Source organism: Photobacterium sp. NCIMB 13483, from assembly GCF_003025475.1.
Taxonomy (GTDB): Bacteria; Pseudomonadota; Gammaproteobacteria; order Enterobacterales; family Vibrionaceae; genus Photobacterium; species Photobacterium piscicola.
Genome location: NZ_PYLV01000017.1, coordinates 72,921 through 93,506, shown reverse-complemented (window position 1 = coordinate 93,506; position 20,586 = coordinate 72,921). Strand labels below are relative to the sequence as shown.

At 37.3% G+C, this 20,586-nt stretch carries 18 protein-coding genes; 7 read left to right on the top strand and 11 right to left on the bottom strand.

Annotation, left to right across the window (positions count from 1 at the left end):
• Positions 1 to 124: 124 nt before the first annotated feature.
• Positions 125 to 298, bottom strand: coding sequence for a hypothetical protein (locus tag C9I86_RS20085; protein WP_158258948.1), 174 nt, complete (start codon positions 296 to 298; stop codon positions 125 to 127).
• A 388-nt stretch (positions 299 to 686) separates the two neighbouring features.
• Here C9I86_RS20085 and C9I86_RS13790 point away from each other — a divergent pair, with 388 nt between their 5' ends.
• The gene (locus C9I86_RS13790; protein WP_107276681.1) at positions 687 to 1,346 is read left to right on the top strand and encodes an inorganic diphosphatase; all 660 of its coding nucleotides are present in this window, start codon (positions 687 to 689) and stop codon (positions 1,344 to 1,346) included.
• A 177-nt stretch (positions 1,347 to 1,523) separates the two neighbouring features.
• On the opposite strand, the gene dcuC is transcribed toward C9I86_RS13790, so the two are convergent.
• The 3 genes from dcuC to C9I86_RS13775 form a co-directional block, all read right to left on the bottom strand.
• Entirely contained in the window at positions 1,524 to 2,903 is a 1,380-nt protein-coding gene (gene dcuC, locus C9I86_RS13785) for a C4-dicarboxylate transporter DcuC (protein ID WP_080156446.1), read from the bottom strand.
• 402 nt (positions 2,904 to 3,305) lie between these two features.
• Complete coding sequence (locus tag C9I86_RS13780; protein ID WP_107276680.1) at positions 3,306 to 4,637, bottom strand: ferric reductase-like transmembrane domain-containing protein; 1,332 nt, start codon at positions 4,635 to 4,637, stop codon at positions 3,306 to 3,308.
• 203 nt (positions 4,638 to 4,840) lie between these two features.
• Positions 4,841 to 5,779 (bottom strand): LysR family transcriptional regulator, encoded by a 939-nt coding sequence (locus C9I86_RS13775; protein ID WP_107276679.1) that lies wholly within the window; start codon positions 5,777 to 5,779, stop codon positions 4,841 to 4,843.
• An 80-nt stretch (positions 5,780 to 5,859) separates the two neighbouring features.
• Between C9I86_RS13775 and C9I86_RS13770 the strand changes: the two genes are divergently transcribed.
• The 4 genes from C9I86_RS13770 to C9I86_RS13755 all read left to right on the top strand — a co-directional run bounded on the left by C9I86_RS13770 (position 5,860) and on the right by C9I86_RS13755 (position 11,389).
• Positions 5,860 to 7,257 carry an efflux transporter outer membrane subunit gene (locus C9I86_RS13770; RefSeq protein WP_107276678.1) on the top strand — a complete coding sequence of 466 codons (1,398 nt, stop codon included), beginning with the start codon at positions 5,860 to 5,862 and terminating at the stop codon, positions 7,255 to 7,257.
• Positions 7,258 to 7,303: 46 nt separating this feature from the next.
• On the top strand, positions 7,304 to 8,446 hold the full coding sequence (locus tag C9I86_RS13765) for an HlyD family efflux transporter periplasmic adaptor subunit (RefSeq protein WP_107276677.1): 1,143 nt from the start codon (positions 7,304 to 7,306) through the stop codon (positions 8,444 to 8,446).
• 8 nt (positions 8,447 to 8,454) lie between these two features.
• Positions 8,455 to 9,942, top strand: a complete 1,488-nt coding sequence (locus C9I86_RS13760; RefSeq protein ID WP_080156441.1) for a DHA2 family efflux MFS transporter permease subunit — start codon at positions 8,455 to 8,457, stop codon at positions 9,940 to 9,942.
• A 442-nt stretch (positions 9,943 to 10,384) separates the two neighbouring features.
• The gene (locus C9I86_RS13755) at positions 10,385 to 11,389 is read left to right on the top strand and encodes a hypothetical protein (protein WP_080156440.1); all 1,005 of its coding nucleotides are present in this window, start codon (positions 10,385 to 10,387) and stop codon (positions 11,387 to 11,389) included.
• A gap of 71 nt (positions 11,390 to 11,460) precedes the next feature.
• Here the strand turns inward: C9I86_RS13755 and C9I86_RS13750 are convergent, their stop codons facing one another.
• The 5 genes from C9I86_RS13750 to C9I86_RS13730 all read right to left on the bottom strand — a co-directional run bounded on the left by C9I86_RS13750 (position 11,461) and on the right by C9I86_RS13730 (position 15,871).
• Positions 11,461 to 12,447 carry a LacI family DNA-binding transcriptional regulator gene (locus tag C9I86_RS13750; protein ID WP_107276676.1) on the bottom strand — a complete coding sequence of 329 codons (987 nt, stop codon included), beginning with the start codon at positions 12,445 to 12,447 and terminating at the stop codon, positions 11,461 to 11,463.
• 55 nt (positions 12,448 to 12,502) lie between these two features.
• Positions 12,503 to 13,813: a 6-phospho-beta-glucosidase gene (locus tag C9I86_RS13745; protein ID WP_107276675.1), complete on the bottom strand. Its 1,311-nt coding sequence runs from the start codon at positions 13,811 to 13,813 to the stop codon at positions 12,503 to 12,505.
• A 16-nt stretch (positions 13,814 to 13,829) separates the two neighbouring features.
• A complete protein-coding gene (locus C9I86_RS13740; protein WP_080156437.1) occupies positions 13,830 to 14,141 on the bottom strand; it encodes a PTS lactose/cellobiose transporter subunit IIA in 312 nt (103 codons plus the stop codon).
• Positions 14,142 to 14,169: 28 nt separating this feature from the next.
• Positions 14,170 to 15,474, bottom strand: coding sequence for a PTS sugar transporter subunit IIC (locus tag C9I86_RS13735; RefSeq protein ID WP_107276674.1), 1,305 nt, complete (start codon positions 15,472 to 15,474; stop codon positions 14,170 to 14,172).
• A 91-nt stretch (positions 15,475 to 15,565) separates the two neighbouring features.
• Complete coding sequence (locus tag C9I86_RS13730; RefSeq protein ID WP_080156435.1) at positions 15,566 to 15,871, bottom strand: PTS sugar transporter subunit IIB; 306 nt, start codon at positions 15,869 to 15,871, stop codon at positions 15,566 to 15,568.
• 442 nt (positions 15,872 to 16,313) lie between these two features.
• On the opposite strand from C9I86_RS13730, the gene C9I86_RS13725 reads away from it, so the two are divergent.
• The gene (locus C9I86_RS13725) at positions 16,314 to 17,183 is read left to right on the top strand and encodes a glycerol kinase (RefSeq protein ID WP_107276683.1); all 870 of its coding nucleotides are present in this window, start codon (positions 16,314 to 16,316) and stop codon (positions 17,181 to 17,183) included.
• Between the two features lie 111 nt (positions 17,184 to 17,294).
• Here the strand turns inward: C9I86_RS13725 and C9I86_RS13720 are convergent, their stop codons facing one another.
• The gene (locus C9I86_RS13720) at positions 17,295 to 17,612 is read right to left on the bottom strand and encodes a fumarate hydratase (protein ID WP_080156433.1); all 318 of its coding nucleotides are present in this window, start codon (positions 17,610 to 17,612) and stop codon (positions 17,295 to 17,297) included.
• Positions 17,613 to 17,774: 162 nt separating this feature from the next.
• Complete coding sequence (locus C9I86_RS13715; RefSeq protein ID WP_107276673.1) at positions 17,775 to 18,755, bottom strand: rhodanese-related sulfurtransferase; 981 nt, start codon at positions 18,753 to 18,755, stop codon at positions 17,775 to 17,777.
• A gap of 365 nt (positions 18,756 to 19,120) precedes the next feature.
• On the opposite strand from C9I86_RS13715, the gene dbpA reads away from it, so the two are divergent.
• Positions 19,121 to 20,506: an ATP-dependent RNA helicase DbpA gene (gene dbpA / locus C9I86_RS13710; protein WP_080156431.1), complete on the top strand. Its 1,386-nt coding sequence runs from the start codon at positions 19,121 to 19,123 to the stop codon at positions 20,504 to 20,506.
• Positions 20,507 to 20,586 lie beyond the last annotated feature (80 nt).

Genomic DNA, 20,586 nt, shown 5'->3' with positions numbered 1-20,586 from the left:
TATATATTGCAGCATTACAACACTAAGCGGGGCCATAGTTATAACAACTATTTACCGCCAGTGGTGATGGAAACAGCCGCTTAATTTAAACACCTATAAAGGTGTACAGTTTTACTTGACCACTTCAATCTTCAAATGCCAATTCCATGCTTCTTCTGTTGAGAGTAGATAAGTGATACTCCAAAACTGAACGATCTAACCTTCCAACTTCTTTTATCACCGAATCAGAAAAACGTTCTGGCCTTCTAGATTTAAGGAATAATTTGGGTGACATTTTAGATTCTGTTTTTTCAGTCATATAACATCCATTTTTTCATGATACCTTTACGTATGCTGAGCCAGTGATCTCAACGAATCTATCATAGTACTATCATGCCATATGAGCGCCAATGCATTAATTTCCAGTTTTTTGATGTTAACTCTCACAACAGTCTTTTAATTAGGGTATACCCCAGCGAAACCAATCTACATTACCCCTCAACCCGCATTGTAGTATTTAAGAAACCATCTATAACAAACCAATCAACGTAACCAACTTAAATTGAACCAAGAGGTGATAACAATGCCCATCACTTACACGAAGCTATGTCTAACAAAAGTACTTTAAAACGTCATAATTATGTCATTTTATTTTCATTTAATTACAAGAAGATAAGTTAACTTATTTAATGGATATGTAATTACTCATGAAAAATCACATTGCGCTTATTAGTCTGCTACTTAGTTGTTCATCAGCGTTTGCTGACTCAAACTTTTCAAAAGTTGATACTTATACAATTAAAGCCGATCAAGATTATTTGTCAGCAACGCCCGCGAGAAATAACAATGGAACAATTAATGCCATCATTGAAATTCCTACTGGAAGCAATGAAAAATGGGAAGTGAGTAAAGTTGATGGCTCAGTGATTAATTGGGAGTTTAAAAATGGCCAACCACGGATTGTGCATTATCTTGGTTACCCAAGTAACTATGGCACGATTCCTAATACAGCATTACCTAAATCTTTAGGTGGCGATGGTGATCCTTTAGATGTGTTAGTGCTTGGCTCGGCAATGGTGCAAGGAAGTGTCGCACAAGTTCGCTTAATTGGTGGTCTTAAAATGCTAGATGGCGGTGAACAAGATGATAAATTAATTGCGGTTCCTGTAACTGAGCAATCACCATTTAAGAATGTTCATTCTATAAAGCAATTACAGCAGCAATATCCTGGCGTGTTAACAATCATTGATACATGGTTTTCTAACTACAAAGGTGCTGGTGCAAAGGTTGATATTCAAGGTGTACTATCTAAGCAACAGGCATTAGATGTGCTTGATAAAGCCGTTAAATATTATAAAGAAATTTAGAATAGAAAAGATGATTTTTTGATTTAAAAACGATTGTCAGCGCAGCCTTATCTTAACTATTTTGGCTGACTGTCATATTGTGATTATAGAGTGTGGAGCTTGTATTATTTATTGGTGAATTTAAATGAAGAAATGATTCCCATTTGTGATGGGAATCATTTTTTATTATGGGGCTAATTAAGAGTATTGAATAACCGCCATGATTAACACAACCACCATACTGCTTAACATCGGAACACTGGTACGCTTAATAACATCAATCGGTGTTAGGCCAGCCATGCCTGAAACGGTAATAATGACCCCAGCAACTGGTGACATTGTTCTGCCAATGCCCGCTGCAAATAAAATAGGCAGTAATGGAAGTAGGGGATTAACACCAAAGTTAGTTGCAATTTGAGGTACGATAGGAATAAAAGCCATTACAGGGGCATTGCCTGAACCAGTAATAAATGCGGTTAATAAAATAAAGCCAGAAAAGACAATAACAATACCGCTTGGACCAAGATCAAATGATTTTGCGGTATCAATTAGTGTGTTGATGGCGCCAATATTAGTTAAACCCGCAGAGAAATATTCAGCCGCAATCATTAACGTTAATACGCTCGCAAATATCATTCCGGTGCCTTTTAGCCACGCTTCAAAATTATCAAAGGCACGTTGAATTGAACGAAATCTTATTGCTTCTATTACGATACAAATACTGATTGTTGACATCATCGCAATTGGAATTGTCATGGTAATAGATTGCATTACCATACTTGAGAATCCAAATAAAAAGATAAAAGGCAAGACGGGAAGCAATGCGTAAAATTTAGGTACTATATCATTGTCATCATGTTGTTTTTCTAGCGTTTCTAAATATTTACCTCTATCTTCTGATGGGTTATAACCGTCAATACGATCACAATGACGTTGCCATACAATGTTAACCAAAGGAATTAAAATAAGTAGCATAGCTTGAAATATGGTTTGATGGTTTACCACAAAATCCATGATTTCAACATTGATTGTATTGGCACCAATAACCGCATTAATTTGCCCTGGGCCATATTCCCATGCTGTTGGAATAACGATAGTAGCAACGGCTGTTTTCGCACTAATACCCGCATTACGTAATACTGGGTAAAGTGTGCCCATTAAGAGTAATGATAACGATGTTGCACCAGTAATAAATACGTACATTAGAGATACAAATATTAAAACGAGTATCAACAGGATATAAGGATTTTTTACCGCCATAACTGGGCGAGATGTGGCTTTCACCAATGCCTGAGATGCGCCAATGTGGTTTAGATAGGTTGAAACACCAGCAATAGAGACAAGTGTTAGACCGACACTGCCTAAACGGGTATTGGTGATTTCTGTAAAACGTTGCCAGAGGTCAAAAAATAGTGCGCCTTGCGTCTTCCCATCGGCAAGTACAGGTGCAATTCCTGATATGGATGCGTAAGCCAGCAACAATAAGCCTGCGGTAATTAATGTTGCTTGGGGATTGAATTTTTTTAACATTGAGTAGGCGACAAGCCCAACTATACATAGTGTAAAAATATATTCCATGTTGTTCTCATTGATAAAGACAGATGGAATAATTATTTATTAATTGAAGTAAAAAAACGCTGATGATTATCTTATAAATAACTAACAAAAATTACTTTAATAATAAGTTAGATCTTAATCGCATTGTTGTGTTTTAAATGTTATTTGATTGTTTATCAGTAATCATTAATAGTTGTTATTATGTTAACCGTTTGAAATAAAAAGATGCCGTGAATATCAATTTATTATGTTATATCTATTTTGAGACTTATATTGATGATGATGAAATCGAGATAATTAAAAACATAGCTTCATTATTTATAGAATATGTGATTACACGATGAAAATAAAAGAGACGCGTTACCTTTGCCGCCATATTATTGATATATATAGCAGGAATATGTCATCTCTTTTATGTGTTTTTTAGCGCATCACAAATAATTCTTCGTGGTAATTTTTCTCAATATCAAAGGAGCGTGCACCGAGCTCTTTTTTTAATGTTTTTGAAAAGATTTCTGGCCCGCAAAAGTAAAAATCATAATCATTTACGTTATCGCATTGAGTTGCGATGTCGTCGATATTTAATCGCGGTGAATGGAGGGTATCTATTACGTTTAACCTTACGCCAGCTTGCTGTGTCAGAGAGTACAACTCATCAGCTAAGTTATTATCAATACCTCGACAACAATAAAATAAATCTATTTGAGGATTGTTCGTTTTTCCTTTAAGTGTTTCTAAGGTAGCGAAAAAAGCAGCGATACCAACACCACCAGTAATCCATATTTGTGGCTTGCTAAGGTCGAAATTAACACGGCCATAGGGACCTTCAACCATTACTGCATCACCTATTTTTACCCGTTCGTACAATCCCGTAGTGAAGTCCCCCAAGGCTTTAATTAAAAAACGTATTTCAGGGTCGGTAGTGCCTGAAACAATGGTAAATGGATGTGGATCTTCATTACCAAACCGTAAATATGCAAACTGTCCTGCTGTATGTCCTTGCCAAGCACTCTTTGGTTTTAATATTAATTCCATTGTTTCAGCTTGTGGAAAATAACGCGTCGAGACAATAACAGCAGCGTGGCGGTTACTGCGTCCGACAAAACCCAATAAACTATATATTGCCGCAATAGAGCCAATAAAAGCAAAGCCGAATGTGAGGTAATAAATAGGTTCTCCCCAATAAGCATGCTTGAGTAGTAATACTGAGTGAACAACGATAAGTAAATAGGCAACTGACATTAGGCGGTGTGATAATTTAAAGGGTTTATATTTTACCGTGGCCCATAGCGAGATCATCAGTAAGGCCAATAGTAAATAAAATCCCCACTCCCCAATATTTTCAGCAAAGCCATGTAAATTATTGACCCACGCATTCCAACTAAACTCAGTTGCCGCTGGTTTTGAATTATGCTGACGAACCGGTCTTGTTAATACGCCAGACATTACCAGCCATTTAGGAACTTGGCACCATAACCAGTGTGAGATACCGAGTGCGATGCTACTGATACCCAACCATTTGTGTACTCGATAAGCTTTATCCATGCCATTAAGCCAGTTCTCAACCATAGATAAACGCATGGCTAATATCATAGTGATGGACATTAATATCAAAGATAAAATGCCGGAGTATTGAATAATGGAAGATCGCCATTCAAAGAGATTGGTTGAAGTAAAGAAGTGCGGTTCCATCGCAAACCAAAAGGCTGATATTGTGGCAATCATTGCCCAGATAAAATTGCGAGTTGTTGTCATGACTTTGTGCCTATATAAACGATAGCTTTATGTTACCTATTGCGATGTAAAGCGACGTCAATATACGTATATCTATGCAAAGTTTGATTGTTTTTATTTTACTTATTTTAAAGGAGCCATTATGACGCCTTTAAAATAGTATTATGGTCATTGATATTAATAAATAGATTACTCTTTGATAACCCCTCCGTTAATAACATGCTTTATTTGGAATGATTAGCTGTTTCCTGATTACGTCGCTGAATTTCATCTTGGAAACGTGTGATTGTAAAATCAATAAATGCACGTAACCGTCGAGGCATTAAATCGCGTTCTGGATAAATAAAACTGATGGGAATAGGAACTTGTGAGGCATAAAGGCAGGGTAAAATATGGACCAATTTTCCTTCAGTAATAAGATTACGGCACAAAAATTCTGGAATGTAGGTAATTCCAAAACCATCTAAACAGAGATCTAACGCGGCGCTTAATGTATTGACCTTAAAACGATAAGGTAGTCCTTCTAATACATTTTTATTCCCCGTACGAACACTACTGATCATTTTAATTTGTTGATGAGGCGCTTTTAGATCGGCCAAACTTTGGGGTAAGCCGTACTGTTCTATGTATTGAGGGCTTGCTACTAATACTCGTGTTGAATGATGGAACGTTCTGACGATCAGCGATGAATCTTCAATTTCGCCAACTTGTATCATAACGTCAAAGCCTTCTTTAATAAGGTCAACTTTACGGTTTGATAATTCAAGATGTATTTTTAAGTTAGGATGTAAAGCCATAAATGCTTTTATACAATCGCCAAAAAAGCCTTTTCCTACCTCTACGGGCATGACCATTTTTAAGGTGCCGCAGACTAGGTCGTGACTCGCGGTGACTTCAAGTTCAGATTGTTCTAAGACGTCTAGAATCTGTGAACAAGAACGGTAAAAAGTATCTCCCTCAGCTGTTAACACTAATTGGCGTGTTGAGCGAGTTAATAATCTAATTCCTAAATAACGTTCTAATTCTGCAATTTTTCGGCTTACTGTTGATTTTGTTAATTCTAATTCAGTCGCCGCTAGCGTAAAACTTTGGCGTTCAACTACGCGTGCGAATATTGCGATCGTGTTTAAATCAAAGCCAATTTTATTGTTTTTTGTCTGCAACAGTCTTTTCCTTTGTAGTGTATATAACAACAATCGATTCCACTTTATACTTTATACCATAAAGTAATTTAGGACGAAAAATGAAAGCATTTTATATCACTCGCACCGCATCTTCTTTGGCGGCGGTGTTGCTATTATCGGCATGTAGTATGATTCCACCCTCTGAACCACAACATCATTCACTACTAACCGCCCAACAAGTTCATTTATATCAGCGTGATCTTAGCGACATAAAAACGGATTGGTGGACTCAATTTAATGATCCGCAATTAAACCAATTAATTACATTAGGGTTAACGAATAACTTAACCTTACAGCAAGCCCAACAGCGTATTGAATTAGCCACTCAGCAGGTTGCTTTAGCTCAAGCGGGTGATAAACCAAGCGTAAATCTCAATATTAGTGGTGGGGCAATAGGGGCAAATTTAGATTCTTTATCCCCTCATAATGCAGAATATTCAGCATTAGGAATGTTGCTGCCTTCTTTTTCTTACCAATTTGATTTTTGGGGTAAAAATAAGGCAATCATTGCTGCTGCAACCAATCAAAAATTATCATTAGAAGCGCAAGCGGTACAAGCGAAGTTACTGTTGTCTGCGGCTATTAGCAGCAGTTATTTTACTTTACAGAATAATTACCGCTTAGAGCAAAATCTTCAGCTGTTGTTGCGTGAAACGAATAAGCAAAAAGCCGTTATTAGCGATCAAATTAAACGTGGTCTCGCAAGCAAAGCTGAATTATTTCAACAGCAAGGCGATCTTGATAAGTTATCAGCACAGCTTTCAATGACGGTTACTCAACAGCAATTAGCAAAAAACCAATTAGCGTTATATTTAGCTAAAACGCCAGAGCAACTGGGAACGCTATTAACGCCAAATGCACACCCAATAAATCAATTGAATACCATGACGACGATTCCAATGAATTTATTGGGGCGTCGCGCGGATATTATTGCGAATAAATGGTTGGTTGAAGCGAATCAACAAGGAATAAAACAAGCTAAAGCAGCTTATTATCCTGATATGAATTTAATGGTCATGGGCGTTTTTCAAAAATTATCTTCGATGAACCCAGCCGATCTGTTTTTAAGTGGTGCAACCATTGCCACAACCTTACCGCTCTATGACGGTGGCGTACGTGATGCTAATTATGCGTCGGCAAATATTCATTATGATCAAGCAGTGACGGTTTATAACCAATCTGTTCTTACGGCTGTAAAACAAGCTTCTGATGCGATTGTTAATTTACAAGAAGCATTACAACAACAAGCGCTTACCGTGGCATCAACCACGCAATATCAGCAAGCCTATATGATTTTTAAGCATCGCTATCAACGTGGATTAGCCAGCTTTTCAGAAATGAATAATGCACAAATAAAATGGCATCAGCAGGTTATTCAAACCACGAATGCTGATAACGCCACGTTACAAAATCAATTACAACTTATTGTTGCCCTCGGTGGTGGTTATCACGCTTAACAATAAACTACCGTCACCTAGCACAATAAATAAGATGAGATTCAATATGACAAATCAACCGCTTAATTCTACTTCTAAAAAAAAGCGCAATACTATTATGAGTGTTTTTGTGCTTATTGCAGCCGCAGGCGCTGCGTATTTATTAATGCCGACTACCTCACAAAGTACAGATGATGCTTATGTTGCAGGCCAGCGAATAATGATCACGGCACAAGAGGCTGGCACGGTTAATGCCATCAACGTTGATGATACTCAACAAGTTAAGCAAGGTGCGCAGCTTGTCACCTTGAATCGTAATCCATTGTTATTAAAGCAACAACAAGCGGAAGCTAACCTTAAAAATACGGTTCGCGATGTACAAAGTAATTATTTGAAAATAGCGCAGTTAAAAGCACAAATAGCAGCAGAAAAAGTTATGTTAGCCCAAGCGAAGCAAGATTATAAGCGTCGAATTGGGGGCGATAAAGATGGCTCAGTATTAGCTGAAGTGTTATCGCATGCTAAAAATACGGTCATGATTAAAGAGCAAAACTTAATTGCATTAAATAAACAATTACAAGCGCTACAAACATTATTGCCGCAAGAAAACATTTTAGATAATCCTCAAGTTCAAATGGCGATTGCGCAATTACGTCATGTTTACCTTGATCAACAAAATGCCACTATCTATGCGCCTAAAGGCGGTATGGTTGTTAATCGTAGTGTGCAAGTGGGTCAACAAATTCAAGCAGGCCAAGCACTAATGACTATCGTGCCATTAGATAATGTTTGGGTTGAAGCTAATTTTAAAGAAACACAGTTACATAATATGCAGCCAGGACAACCCGTTACTATTAAGTCTGATCTTTATGGTGATAAATATACCTATAGCGGTGTTGTAGCGGGTATTGGCGCTGGCACGGGTAGTGCATTTTCAGCAATTCCTGCTCAAAATGCGACAGGTAACTGGATTAAAATTATTCAACGTGTACCTGTCCGTATCTACATTGATTCACAACAAATTAAACAACATCCATTACGTGTTGGTATGTCAATGACAGTGACCGTTGACACCAAAACGACAGTGACGAAACCGTTTGATTATGCTGTGTTTACCGCCAATGAAAGTGCACAGAAGACCACGAACGAACGCTTGGCTGTTGTTGATAAAAAAGTAGAGACATTTGTTAACCGCCTTATTAAAGCTTAGGTGATGTAATGAATGAATCTGTGCCACTAAAAGGCGTTAAACTGCTATTGATTACCTTAGCGACATCAATGGCAACCTTCATGATGATTTTAGATACATCAATTGCCAATGTCGCGATTCCAACTATTGCGGGTAATCTTGGTGTATCAACCGATCAAGGTATTTGGGTGATCACCGCGTTTGGTGCTGCAAATGCGATATCAATGCCAATGACGGGGTTTTTAAGTCGTCGTTTTGGTGAAGTAAAATTATTTATCTTTGCTACTATGGGGTTTGTTATTGCATCGATGCTATGTGGCATGTCGAGCAGTATTGAAATGTTGATTTTTTTCCGCGTGATTCAAGGGGCTATTTCTGGATCGATAGCACCGTTATCACAAAGTATTTTATTGCGAAATTTCCCCAGAGAAAAACACGGTTTAGCGATGTCGTTATGGTCAATGACGGTTGTTGTTGCGCCTATTATGGGGCCAATTTTAGGTGGTGTGCTAACTGATAATTACTCGTGGTCATGGATATTTTTCATTAATGCCCCCATCGGTATTATTGCGAGTGCGTTAGTGTTTTTTCTACTCAAAGGTAAAGAAACAAAAATCCAACGTGAAAGCGTCGATTATATGGGAATTGGGCTATTAGTAGTGGCGGCGGGTAGCCTACAAATGATGCTTGATTTAGGTAAAGATCATGACTGGTTCCAATCTAATTTAATTCTAGGATTAACATTTGTCGCTGTTCTCTCTTGGGGCTGTATGATCATTTGGGAATGGTATCATGATAACCCGGTGGTAAATTTTCGCTTCTTTACCCAACGAAATTTCACGATTGCGGTCATTGTGATGAGCTTAGGGTATATGGTTTACTTTGGCTCTACAGTATTGTTACCGCTGTGGTTACAAGGGGTGATGGGATATACCGCGTCATGGTCAGGTTATGCGACAGCACCCGTCGGTATTTTAGCGGTTGTGAGTGCGCCTATTATTGGTAAATTAGTTCAAAAAATAGATATTCGTTATATTTTAACTTATGCATTTTTGATTTTTTCTGTGGTTGGATTTTGGCGAAGCACTTATAATTTAGCGGCTTCATTTGATTATATTATGATGCCACAATTGATTCAGGGTGCGGCAACGTTGGCTTTTTTTGTGCCACTGCAAAATTTAATTGTAAATAGTGTTAAACCTGATCAAATAGCTAATGCGGTCGCGTTATCAACATTCTTCCGGACTTTATTTGGTAGTTTTTCATCATCAATTGTTACTACGATGTGGGATCAACGAATGGAATTTCACCATTCACGTATTGCAGAAGGATTTACGGTTGCTAATCATCAAGTCAGTCAGTTTATTCATTCAATGGGCAATAACCTTGATGCGGTGAATAATGTCATTACTCGGCAATCCTATATGATGTCAACGGTCGATTTATTTTGGTTGTCAGGGATCTTATGTTTATTACTGATTCCATTAGTATGGCTAGCAAAACCGGTGCGTCATTAATTATTTAGGGTAACCGTTATACGAAGATCCTATAAAAAAGAGTAATCATTTATTATGGTTACTCTTTTTATTGTTGGCGTTTATACATTTTATAATGATAAAAAACATCGCAATATAGATCTATTTTTGGTGATAAACCTCTAGTTGTGTTAAAAATAAACAGATTGAATAAAAATAGAACCAGAAAGAATATTTATACTGATAATCGGGTTTATTTGTGAATATATTGGCATTGATAACAATAATATTTTTAAAATTCAATTAATTAACAAAACATAATATAGATACAATTATTATTTTTAGTATTAAAATTTTGCTTATTACTAAATTTTAAAGCTATTTTATAGTGCGTTTTATAGAATATATGTTTGCATATCTTTTTTTGCTAGAATTATGAGCGTAATATTTTTTTACTCTCAAATATTTCAATGTGTAAATACCAATGAATATCAAAAAAATAGCAACAGTTAGTATTCTTAGCGCTCTAACATTACTTGTTACAGGTTGTTCACCATCAGCTGATTCATCGCATTCATTTACATTTGATATTGCGAATTCAACCATTAATCATAATCTTTCTTCAGGTTCTGGCATGGTTGTGAATAATGGTAAAATCATGGTTGTAGGTGATGATTCACCTTGGCTATTTAGTGTTAATAACGATTTTAAAATTAATAACAAAACATTGATTGAGCATTTTCCTGTTAATGAACAAAATCGTATTAATTACAAAATAAAGCCTGATTTTGAATCAATGACAATGGTTAATTACCTTAATAAGCCTTATTACTTAGTGATGGGTTCTGGTAGTAAAGCCGTGTTACGTGAGCAAGCTTATTTGATGCCTGTCAATGGCGGTGAAAATCAAAAACTGTCACTGTCTAACTTATATGCTCAACTGCATAAAGCAGCAAACTTTACTCAACAAGAAAAAATCAATATTGAAGGTATTGCGAGCACTGGTAATGAAATCTTTATCTTTAATAGAGGTAATGAGGGTAAAAATGCCATTTTCACAATGGATAAAAATGAATTAATGTCTTATTTAGAAGGTAAAACGCAAGCATTGCCTTCTTTAAAAGTATATCAAGTTCAATTGCCTAAAATTAATGGTGTACAGGCTTGCTTCTCTGGTGCCGATTATTGGAAAGATGCTGATAGCATGCTGTTTACTGCATCCGTTGAAGGTAATAATAATAGCAGCATCAGCGATGGCGCGATTCAGGGGAGCTTTGTTGGTGTATTACCATTGAAAGCCTTAGCAAATAAATCATCAATTGATTTAACTGGCTATACTAAAGAGCTGAAAAATAACGGTAAAGCGATTATTACAAAAGCGGAATCTATTGCGATTGAAACCCAAACAAATAAAAAAGCGAGTGGTTACATCGTGAGTGACAATGATAATGGCACCAGTCAATTCTTTACTTTTACTATTGATAAATAAGCCATTGATGGATTAAATAAAAAAGCAGTAATAGTTTATTATTACTGCTTTTTATTTAAGAGATTGTCTGATTAATTCGTTGATAGCGGAAGACATTTCACTGAGCCCCGATCAATAATAGTAGGCTCAAAAGCAGCACATATGCGGGTTGGATTAATTAATAATTTTGTTGCCATGGTTGCCATTTCTGCAATAGGAAAATGAAGGCTGGTTAATTTGGGTGAAACAAATGCTGCTCGTTCGCCACTGTCATAGCAAATTAATGAAATATCATCAGGAATGCGTAACCCATATTCAGATATCGCCAATAATGCCCCCAACGCCATTTCTTCGTTACAACAATAAATCGCACTTGGCCGTAGAGGCTGTTGAAGCAATTGATTGCACGCATCATAGCCACTAGGTAAATCATATTGACCGGAAATACAGGCGATAGGTGTTAGTTTTGCAGCCGCCATAGTATCGATAAATCCTTGATAGCGTAATCGACTGGAGGTGCGAGTTTGTGATCCACTAATGCAAGCAATATGACGATGACCATGTTGGATAAGAAATTGGGTAGCGAGTGTGCTAGCTAAGTGATGATCAAAGCTAATACAGCGAGCTTCTAGGCCCATTACGAGTCGATCTAATAAAATAAAAGCATGTGTTTGCGATAAATCGATAAGTTGCTGATCAGTCATACAACGCACATGTAATATTAAACCATCACAGCGCATGTTATATAATTTAGTGATCGCTTTGAGCTCATTGGCTGCGGTTCCTCCCCCTTGTGTGACAAGTAATTGTTTATGGCTTTTATCGGCTTCTGTTTGGACATTATTCATTAACATACCAAAGAAGCCACCAAGATAGGAGGTAGTGACTAAGCCTAAGGTTTGGCTTTGACTGGATGCTAACGCACGAGCGGCAGGGTTAGGGCTGTAGCCAAGATCGCTAATTGCTTGTTCTATTCGTTGGCGAGTAGCAAGTTTAACGTTACTGTCACCATTTACTACTCGCGATACTGTTGCGCGAGAAACGCCTGCGTGGGCTGCAACATTTTCTAATGTAACCATAAATTATCTCTTTTAAATAGGAATGACTCATAATAAGCCATTCCTATACATATCGTTAGTGAGAAAATTGAGGTAGGTATTGAGCATTAATGCGAAGTATGTCGTCTAAGATAGGTTGTGCTAATTGCGCATCGCCAATCAAAGGGTTGGTGACTAATGCTAATAATGCCGCTTTTTTATTGCCATGAACGGCGGCTTCAATAGTTAACCGTTCAAACGCTTTTATTTGTTGGGTTAATCCATGCATTGAATCAGGTAAATGTCCAAAGGCTAAGGGATGAGCGCCTTGGCTATCGATAATACAATCTGTTTCGATGGCGGCGTCATCAGGTAAGCCGATAATTGCACCATTATTGGTGGTATTTACCACTAATCGTGTGCCTAAGTTATTGTGGATAGCACAAACAAGTTCAATCGCAACTTCTGAATAAAATGAACCACCACGGAAGCTTAGTTGCTCTGGTTTATGATCAAGATTAGGATCTTGATATAACTCAAATAGCTCTTGTTCCACTTTCATGACTTGTTCGGCTCGTGTGCCTTCATTAGCTGCTTGTTTTATTTCATCTTGTAACATAGTTTGTGTTTGATAAAAATAACGATGGTAAGGGCATGGAATTGCTCCTAATGCGCGTAAAAACTCAGGCGACCAAGGTTCTTCTTTAATATTATTCATGGTAAGTGCAGCACCATCACAAAGCATTTCAATCACTTTGTTGGTGACATTCTCACCTTTTAATATGACTTCGTGTGCCCAGACCATATGGTTAAGACCCGCAAAACGCAGCTGTACATCGTTATAATCAGCGTTCAGCATGGTCGCAATCATATGGTGCATAGTGACGGGAACATTACACAGTCCAATAATTTTTGCATTGCTATAACGTGAGACTGCTTCGGTAACAATACCTGCTGGATTAGTAAAATTAATGATCCATGCATTTGGCGCGAGTAGTTCCACTTTTTTAGCAATATCAAGCATAACCGGAATAGTACGTAAGGCTTTAGCAAAGCCGCCGACGCCTGTAGTCTCTTGTCCTAGTAATCCATATTTCAGCCCTAACCGTTCGTCAGCGGCACGTGCAGGTAGTTGACCGACTCTAAATTGGGTTAGAACATAATCAGCACCTTTGATGGCTTCATCTGGGGAAAAATGCACGCTGACGGTAACATCTGAGAGCCCATTATGATCTAACATTCGACGTGTTAATGCGGAAATGATCTCTACTTTATTGTGGCCTTTTTCAACATCAACTAATGCGATCTCATGCAATGGGATTTGTTGCCAACGTTGAATAATACCTTCAATAAGTTCAGGTGAATAACTGCTGCCGCCACCAATAATGGCAATTTTTGCTGTGTTCATGTTGTTATTCCTTATCTTATAAAGCAGAAGTACGACGGTACAATTCAATAAAATCTTGTGCTAAATCTTGAATCACCATGGCATTCATTAAATGATCCTGAGCATGGACGACGATTAAGGTCACTTTTAATTTGCCTTCGCCTTCATCAAGACCAATTAAATTTGTTTGAATTTTATGGGCTTGATTAATGGCTGCTTTGGCTTCATCGATGAAATGTTGTGCTTGTTCAAAATCATTTTTTCTTGCGGCTTGAATGGCCATTAATGATGCACTTCGAGCACTGCCTGCTGTGACCAATAATTCCATAATAGTTTGTTCGATATCCATGATATTTCCTTTAATAACAATGTAATACTTAGGCATTAGCCATAGCAGGCGTCGTGTCGATTTCTTGTTCAACTAATTGTTTTTCATATGCTTTGAAGAATGGATACCAAATAACGGTATCAATCACCATCAGTACAATAACTAAGATAAATGCGCGGTAATCCCAAGCAGTTGAAATCATTGCGCCAATAGGAGCAGGCGTTGTCCATGGTGCCATTGCAATCATTTTTTGAACGAGATTTAAATGCAGAGCAAAATAAGCCAAAGTTGCATTGATCATCGGAACAATAATTAATGGGAAGAAAAGTAATGGGTTCATTACTACTGGGGAACCAAAAATTAGCGGTTCATTGATATTAAAGATGGCAGGGATAACACTAAGTTTACCAATGGTACGTAAATGAATGGAGCGGCTACGAAGATAAAGAAATGCTAAGACTAATGTTGAACCAGACCCGCCAACACAAATATAAAATGACCAATAAGGGGCGGTTAATATTTGCGTGGTATCCATGCCTTTTGACATTAAAGCAGCGTTAGTGGCAAGGTTTGCCATAAATATAGGGTTAAGAAGGCCGGTTACAATATTGTCACCGTGAATCCCTGCAAACCATAATAAGTTAGCAATTAATAAAGCGATTAAGATTGCGGGTAGGGTGTCACCGAGGGCGACTAACGGTTGGAACAGTTGCATGATTGCCGCTGGAAGTAATAACCCATATTGGCTTTGTAAGAATAAGCTAATAGGGTACACCGTGATCATAATACCAATAACGGGATACAATAATTCAAATGAACGTGCAATCGCTGGTGGTACTTGCTCTGGCATTTTGATAGTGATGTTGTATTTTTTTAATAAATGAATTAACTCAACAGACCATAATGCACAAATTATTGCGGTAAATACCCCTTCACCACCAAGAAAGTCCATCGACATTTTATTTTGAATTTGTGGTGCGGCAGCCAATAAGAAAGCGGTTAATGATAACATCGCTGCGGTTAGGCCATCTAATTTATATGATTTAGCTAAACTATATGCGGTCCCTAAACTGACAAAAATGCCCATGAGCCCCATTGTCATAAAATAGGGCATAGTAATTATGTCCCAATTACTTTTTGCGAAATGGAGCCACCATTGACCAAAAGATGATTGAGTATCAGCATCAAAAGGTGGGTTAGCAACAATTAACATAATGCTGCCAATAATTAAAAAAGGCATGGCTGAAATAAAACCATCACGAATGGCTATAATATGACGTTGACCGCCAATTTTAGCTGCAATGGGTGCTATTTTATTTTCAACGATGTTCATCATCGAAACATAAAGGCCCATAGTGAACTCCTTTCAATAATAAATCCTACAAGCACGGTATAAGCCGTGCTGTATTGATACTAAAATAATAAAAATAAAGAAGAGGTATAAATTAACCAATTAAAGCTAAGGCTGTATCTAATACTTTATCGCCCCGCATGGTGCCGTAATCCATCATATTAATAACAGCAACGGGTGTATTTAATGGTGTTGCAAGTTCTGTAATTCGAGCCAGTTCATATTTAACTTGAGGGCCAAGTAATACCACATCATATTGTGGTAAATGATCTTCAATATCAGCAATCGAAATAGCATTAATCATCGTTGCTAATGAACGTTCTTCTGCAGCTTGTTGCATTTTCTTAACTAACATGCTGGTTGACATACCTGCTGCACAACAAAGTAAAATCTTTTTCATTTCAATGCCTTTTGTGATTTGATTGGTTGTGAGAGCGCTCTCATTTGCGATTACAATAAGGTTTATAAGGAATACGTTTTGTGATTAAAATCACCATTTTATAAATAAATACCTTTTGGGTATTTATTTGTGTGATAAAGGTTTAATTTTGATGTTGGTGAATTTTAAATAAGATAGCTTATATTTAATCTATTAATTAACGGTGGTAAAAAGCATGAGATTAGATAACTCATTGGCCTTGAATGAGTATTTGTGAGCGTCAGGGAATAATATGTATTATCAAAACACATATTATTTAGGATTTTAAATAGTCATATTTTTGATACACCTCTAATTTTATAGTGAATGCATGTTGAAAGTGACATTAGTGTATTTTTTTTACTTATAACTATTGGTCACTAAAGTTAATATTATTATAAATTTAACTATGGTGATGAGTATGATGACATCTAAAATATCAACGTCGCAGTTAGCAAAAGCAAAGGGGTTGGTTGCTAAGAATTTATTTAGTGAGTTAGCTGAAGCTGGTTATATTATTCGTGATAATAAAGAATGGTTGTTAACAGATATTGGTAAAGCCGCACAAGGGGAATATAAACAATCATCTCAGTTTGGACAGTATATCGTTTGGCCTGAAGCATTAGAAATTATTACTACGCCATTGTTTGATGGGAAAAAACTATCAGCAACTCAAATAAGTACCCATTTTAAATTATCATCACAGAAGATAAACCAAATACTTGATGAATTAGGCTGGATCAATAAAGCGGTAAAAGGTTGGAAAGTCAGTCAATCTGGCTCTCGATTAGGTGGTGTTCAAAAAGAAGACTCACGTACGGGTATCCCCTATGTAATATGGGATGAAACAGTACTAAAAAATAGCAGTTTACTGCATTCTGTTAATGAAATTACAGGCATAAATGCAGAGGTTAAAAGTACCGATAATTCCGTATCTAACTTTAGACAAAAATTTGAAGCGAAACACCGTGCCGCTGATGGTCATTATGTTCGCTCTAAAGCTGAAATGCTGATTGATAATTGGCTATATATGGCGGGTATAGTACATGCCTATGAGCGAAAATTACCGATTGAAGAAGATTTATATTGTGATTTTTATCTTCCAACTGGCAAGGTATATATCGAATTTTGGGGATTAGAAGATGATCCTAAATATGCTAGTCGTAAGAAAATAAAACAAAATCTGTATACAAAGTATGGATTCAATCTCATTGAATTAAATGATAATGATGTGCAAAACCTTGATGATGTGTTACCTCGAATGCTATTAAAATTTGATATAAAAGCTTATTAAAGGAAAGAGTAAAAGAGAATAACCGTTATAATATTAATTGTTATCGTTTTACTCAATAGCTGATTAATCACTTAATTTCGTTAGGTGATTAATCAGATATTTATTGTCTATCTAAGCGAAGGTTTGGCTAAGAAATAAAAACACACTAATGATAGTTGGTATTGCTGTGTACTTACCTACTTGTTTTAGTGTTAATTTTGTTAGCCTTGGTGCAAGGATATTAACTAATATACTGATATTACAAAAAATGAAAACACCATAGGTTTTTATATCAATTTCGTGGTCTTTGAGTAATTTTATTTGAGCAAGAATTAGAATGACATTAAATGTAATACTCAGTACTCGAGCAATTTGAAATTGGGGAGTATTAAATTCATTTTGTAAGTTATTTTCACTTGCTTTGATGAGGTCATTGTCTTGTTGACTCATAAAGGTTAATTCCTGCTGTAAAGGGGATCACAGCTGCTCTACCCATCAATAATAATAGACGTTGGTAGAGTAGCGATATCTCAAATCGATAATATTATGATCGCACAGCAACGTAGGTTGTGCAATTTTTCACGTAGTGAACTTAACTTGCATTAACTGAGGTTAATCTTGGCCTCGTTGTTCTTTTTTTCGAGCCAACTTTTCTGTACGTCGAAGTGTTTTATGGTAGCTACTTTCAGCACCAATATGTTGCTCACCGCGTGCTATTGCTAAAGCGATCTGTTTTTCTCGTTCTCTAAATCGTGCCAGTTGTTGCAAAGAGTGGTGGCCATGGCATTTAGGACAGCTTACACCTTGTTCATATAAATTCGATTGTTTGTCTGCGACGGTAATAGGCAATCGACACGCGTTACAAATATCATAATCAGCTTGTTCTAATTGATGATTTACAGCGACGCGGCCATCAAATACATAGCAGTCACCTTGCCATAAGCTATCTTGTGGTGAAACTTCTTCAAGGTATTTTAAAATGCCACCTTCAAGGTGATAAACGTCCTCAAAGCCCTGTTGTTTCATATATGCAGTGGATTTTTCACAACGGATCCCCCCAGTACAAAACATCGCGACTTTTTTATGTTTAGTCGGATCCATGTTTTTTTTAACATAATCAGGAAATTCTCTGAATGTGTTGGTATTGGGGTTAACTGCGCCTTTAAATGTTCCGATTTTAACTTCATAATCATTACGAGTATCTACAACCAATACGTTAGGATCGGCAATAAGATCATTCCATGCACTGGGTTTTACGTAAGTGCCTACAACATGGCGAGGATCAATCCCTTCAATGCCTAGCGTTACGATCTCTTTTTTGATCTTTACTTTAGAACGATTAAACGGCTGAGAATTCGAAAGTGACTCTTTATAAACAATACCTGCGAGGGAGGCATCAGCATTTAACCATGCTAATAATGTATCAATGCCTTTACGATCAGCGGCAACAGTACCGTTAATGCCTTCACTTGCCAGTAATAAGGTGCCTCGAATGTGATGCTTTTCCATCAGATCCTGCATGGGTTGACGCAATGTAAGATAATGCTTTAGATCGACAAATTTATACAGAGCACAAATAACATACTGACTCATGATATTTCCTTGTTTTTATTGGGCGTAATAATCGATAACGTTTATGAAAAACAGTATACCCGACTAAATTGGTCAGGTATATATGAGCCGCGATTTTATAATACGTAACAGGGATAACGTCAGCCAAGAAAGGGGGATTATTGATGGGTTGCCAGTGCTAATTAGGACTGCTGTGGTAGCATTTTCAAAAATAAATTATGTTTGCTAAAATAAGCGTGTTTATTTATAGCATTGTCAGCGTAGTCATTAGCTGTTAGTGTCGCAGCCCTTATGCATGTGTTATAGCGTGCAACCTTATATTAAACAGCATATCGACACCTCTTTTTACGGTGAGATGGGTATGTTGACGTTTACAGGACATCATTTTGAGTCAGACGGCATTTTCTACCTTAAATCTTCATTCTGATCTATTGAGTAACTTAGACTCTTTAGGTTATGAAGCAATGACACCTATTCAAGCTCAGAGTCTTCCACTTATTATTGATGGCAAGGATGTCATTGCTCAAGGTAAAACAGGATCAGGTAAAACCGCAGCGTTTGGCTTAGGATTATTAAATAACCTTAATGTAAAACGTTTCCGTGTACAGACGTTAGTATTATGTCCAACACGTGAACTTGCCGATCAAGTGGCTAAAGAGATTCGTCGTTTAGCGCGTGCTATTCATAACATTAAAGTGCTGACTTTATGTGGTGGTATGCCATTTGGACCTCAAATTGGTTCATTAGAACACGGTGCGCACATTATTGTGGGTACGCCTGGTCGTATTGAAGAGCATGTTCAAAAAGGTTTCTTATGCCTTGATGAGCTAAACACGTTAGTGCTTGATGAAGCTGACCGTATGCTAGAAATGGGTTTTCAAGACTCATTAGACGTGATTATTGATGCTGCTCCAAGTGATCGCCAAACATTGTTATTCAGTGCAACTTACCCAGATCAAATTGCTTCTATTGCAAAGCGCATCATGAAAAACCCAGTGCAAGTAAAAGTAGAATCTAGCCATGACGATAGCAGTATCTCACAGCACTTTTACAAAGTAAGTGGTAATGAAGCGCGTTTAGATGCTGTGCGTTTATTATTGAATCAGCATCGTCCAGAATCATGTGTGATCTTCTGTAACACCAAACGTGAAGCACAAGAGATGTCTGATGACTTAGAAGACTTTGGCTTCAGTTCTATTGCATTGCACGGTGACTTAGAACAACGTGAGCGTGATCGTACTTTAGTTCTGTTCTCTAATAAAAGTAAATCAATCCTAGTGGCGACTGACGTTGCAGCTCGTGGCTTAGATATTGATAATCTTGATATGGTAATTAACTACCATTTAGCACGTGATACAGAAGTGCACGTTCACCGTATTGGCCGTACTGGTCGTGCGGGTAGTAAAGGTATTGCATGTTCATTATTTAGCGATAAAGAGCATTACAAAGTTAAATTACTTGAAGATTACCTTGATCGTGACATTGAAGGCGAAGCTTTACCTGCCGGTAATTTATTAGATCAACCGACTTTCCGTCCTGAAATGATCACGTTAATGATCGATGGCGGTAAGAAGCAAAAAGTACGTCCGGGTGATATTTTAGGCGCATTAACGGGTGATAAAGGTATTGCGGGCGCAGCTGTGGGTAAGATCAATGTATTTGATCACTGTGCTTATGTTGCAGTTAAACGTGAGGTCGCTCGTGAGGCTTTACAAAAATTAGAAAAAGGTCGTATTAAAGGTCGTAACTTCCGTTCACGTCAACTACGTTAACTGACATACCAGCCCTTATAACCATTATAATTATGCCGATGTTGTGCTTTGTAAATAAAGCCACCATCGGCTTTTTTGTT

What these genes read in the sequence shown, in the direction of transcription:
- C9I86_RS20085 (WP_158258948.1), bottom strand. Translation starts at nt 298, where the DNA reads ATGACTGAAAAAACAGAATCTAAAATGTCACCCAAATTATTCCTTAAA.
- C9I86_RS13790 (WP_107276681.1), top strand. Translation starts at nt 687, where the DNA reads ATGAAAAATCACATTGCGCTTATTAGTCTGCTACTTAGTTGTTCATCA.
- dcuC (WP_080156446.1), bottom strand. Translation starts at nt 2,903, where the DNA reads ATGGAATATATTTTTACACTATGTATAGTTGGGCTTGTCGCCTACTCA.
- C9I86_RS13780 (WP_107276680.1), bottom strand. Translation starts at nt 4,637, where the DNA reads ATGACAACAACTCGCAATTTTATCTGGGCAATGATTGCCACAATATCA.
- C9I86_RS13770 (WP_107276678.1), top strand. Translation starts at nt 5,860, where the DNA reads ATGAAAGCATTTTATATCACTCGCACCGCATCTTCTTTGGCGGCGGTG.
- C9I86_RS13765 (WP_107276677.1), top strand. Translation starts at nt 7,304, where the DNA reads ATGACAAATCAACCGCTTAATTCTACTTCTAAAAAAAAGCGCAATACT.
- C9I86_RS13760 (WP_080156441.1), top strand. Translation starts at nt 8,455, where the DNA reads ATGAATGAATCTGTGCCACTAAAAGGCGTTAAACTGCTATTGATTACC.
- C9I86_RS13755 (WP_080156440.1), top strand. Translation starts at nt 10,385, where the DNA reads ATGAATATCAAAAAAATAGCAACAGTTAGTATTCTTAGCGCTCTAACA.
- C9I86_RS13750 (WP_107276676.1), bottom strand. Translation starts at nt 12,447, where the DNA reads ATGGTTACATTAGAAAATGTTGCAGCCCACGCAGGCGTTTCTCGCGCA.
- C9I86_RS13745 (WP_107276675.1), bottom strand. Translation starts at nt 13,813, where the DNA reads ATGAACACAGCAAAAATTGCCATTATTGGTGGCGGCAGCAGTTATTCA.
- C9I86_RS13740 (WP_080156437.1), bottom strand. Translation starts at nt 14,141, where the DNA reads ATGGATATCGAACAAACTATTATGGAATTATTGGTCACAGCAGGCAGT.
- C9I86_RS13735 (WP_107276674.1), bottom strand. Translation starts at nt 15,474, where the DNA reads ATGGGCCTTTATGTTTCGATGATGAACATCGTTGAAAATAAAATAGCA.
- C9I86_RS13730 (WP_080156435.1), bottom strand. Translation starts at nt 15,871, where the DNA reads ATGAAAAAGATTTTACTTTGTTGTGCAGCAGGTATGTCAACCAGCATG.
- C9I86_RS13725 (WP_107276683.1), top strand. Translation starts at nt 16,314, where the DNA reads ATGACATCTAAAATATCAACGTCGCAGTTAGCAAAAGCAAAGGGGTTG.
- C9I86_RS13720 (WP_080156433.1), bottom strand. Translation starts at nt 17,612, where the DNA reads ATGAGTCAACAAGACAATGACCTCATCAAAGCAAGTGAAAATAACTTA.
- C9I86_RS13715 (WP_107276673.1), bottom strand. Translation starts at nt 18,755, where the DNA reads ATGAGTCAGTATGTTATTTGTGCTCTGTATAAATTTGTCGATCTAAAG.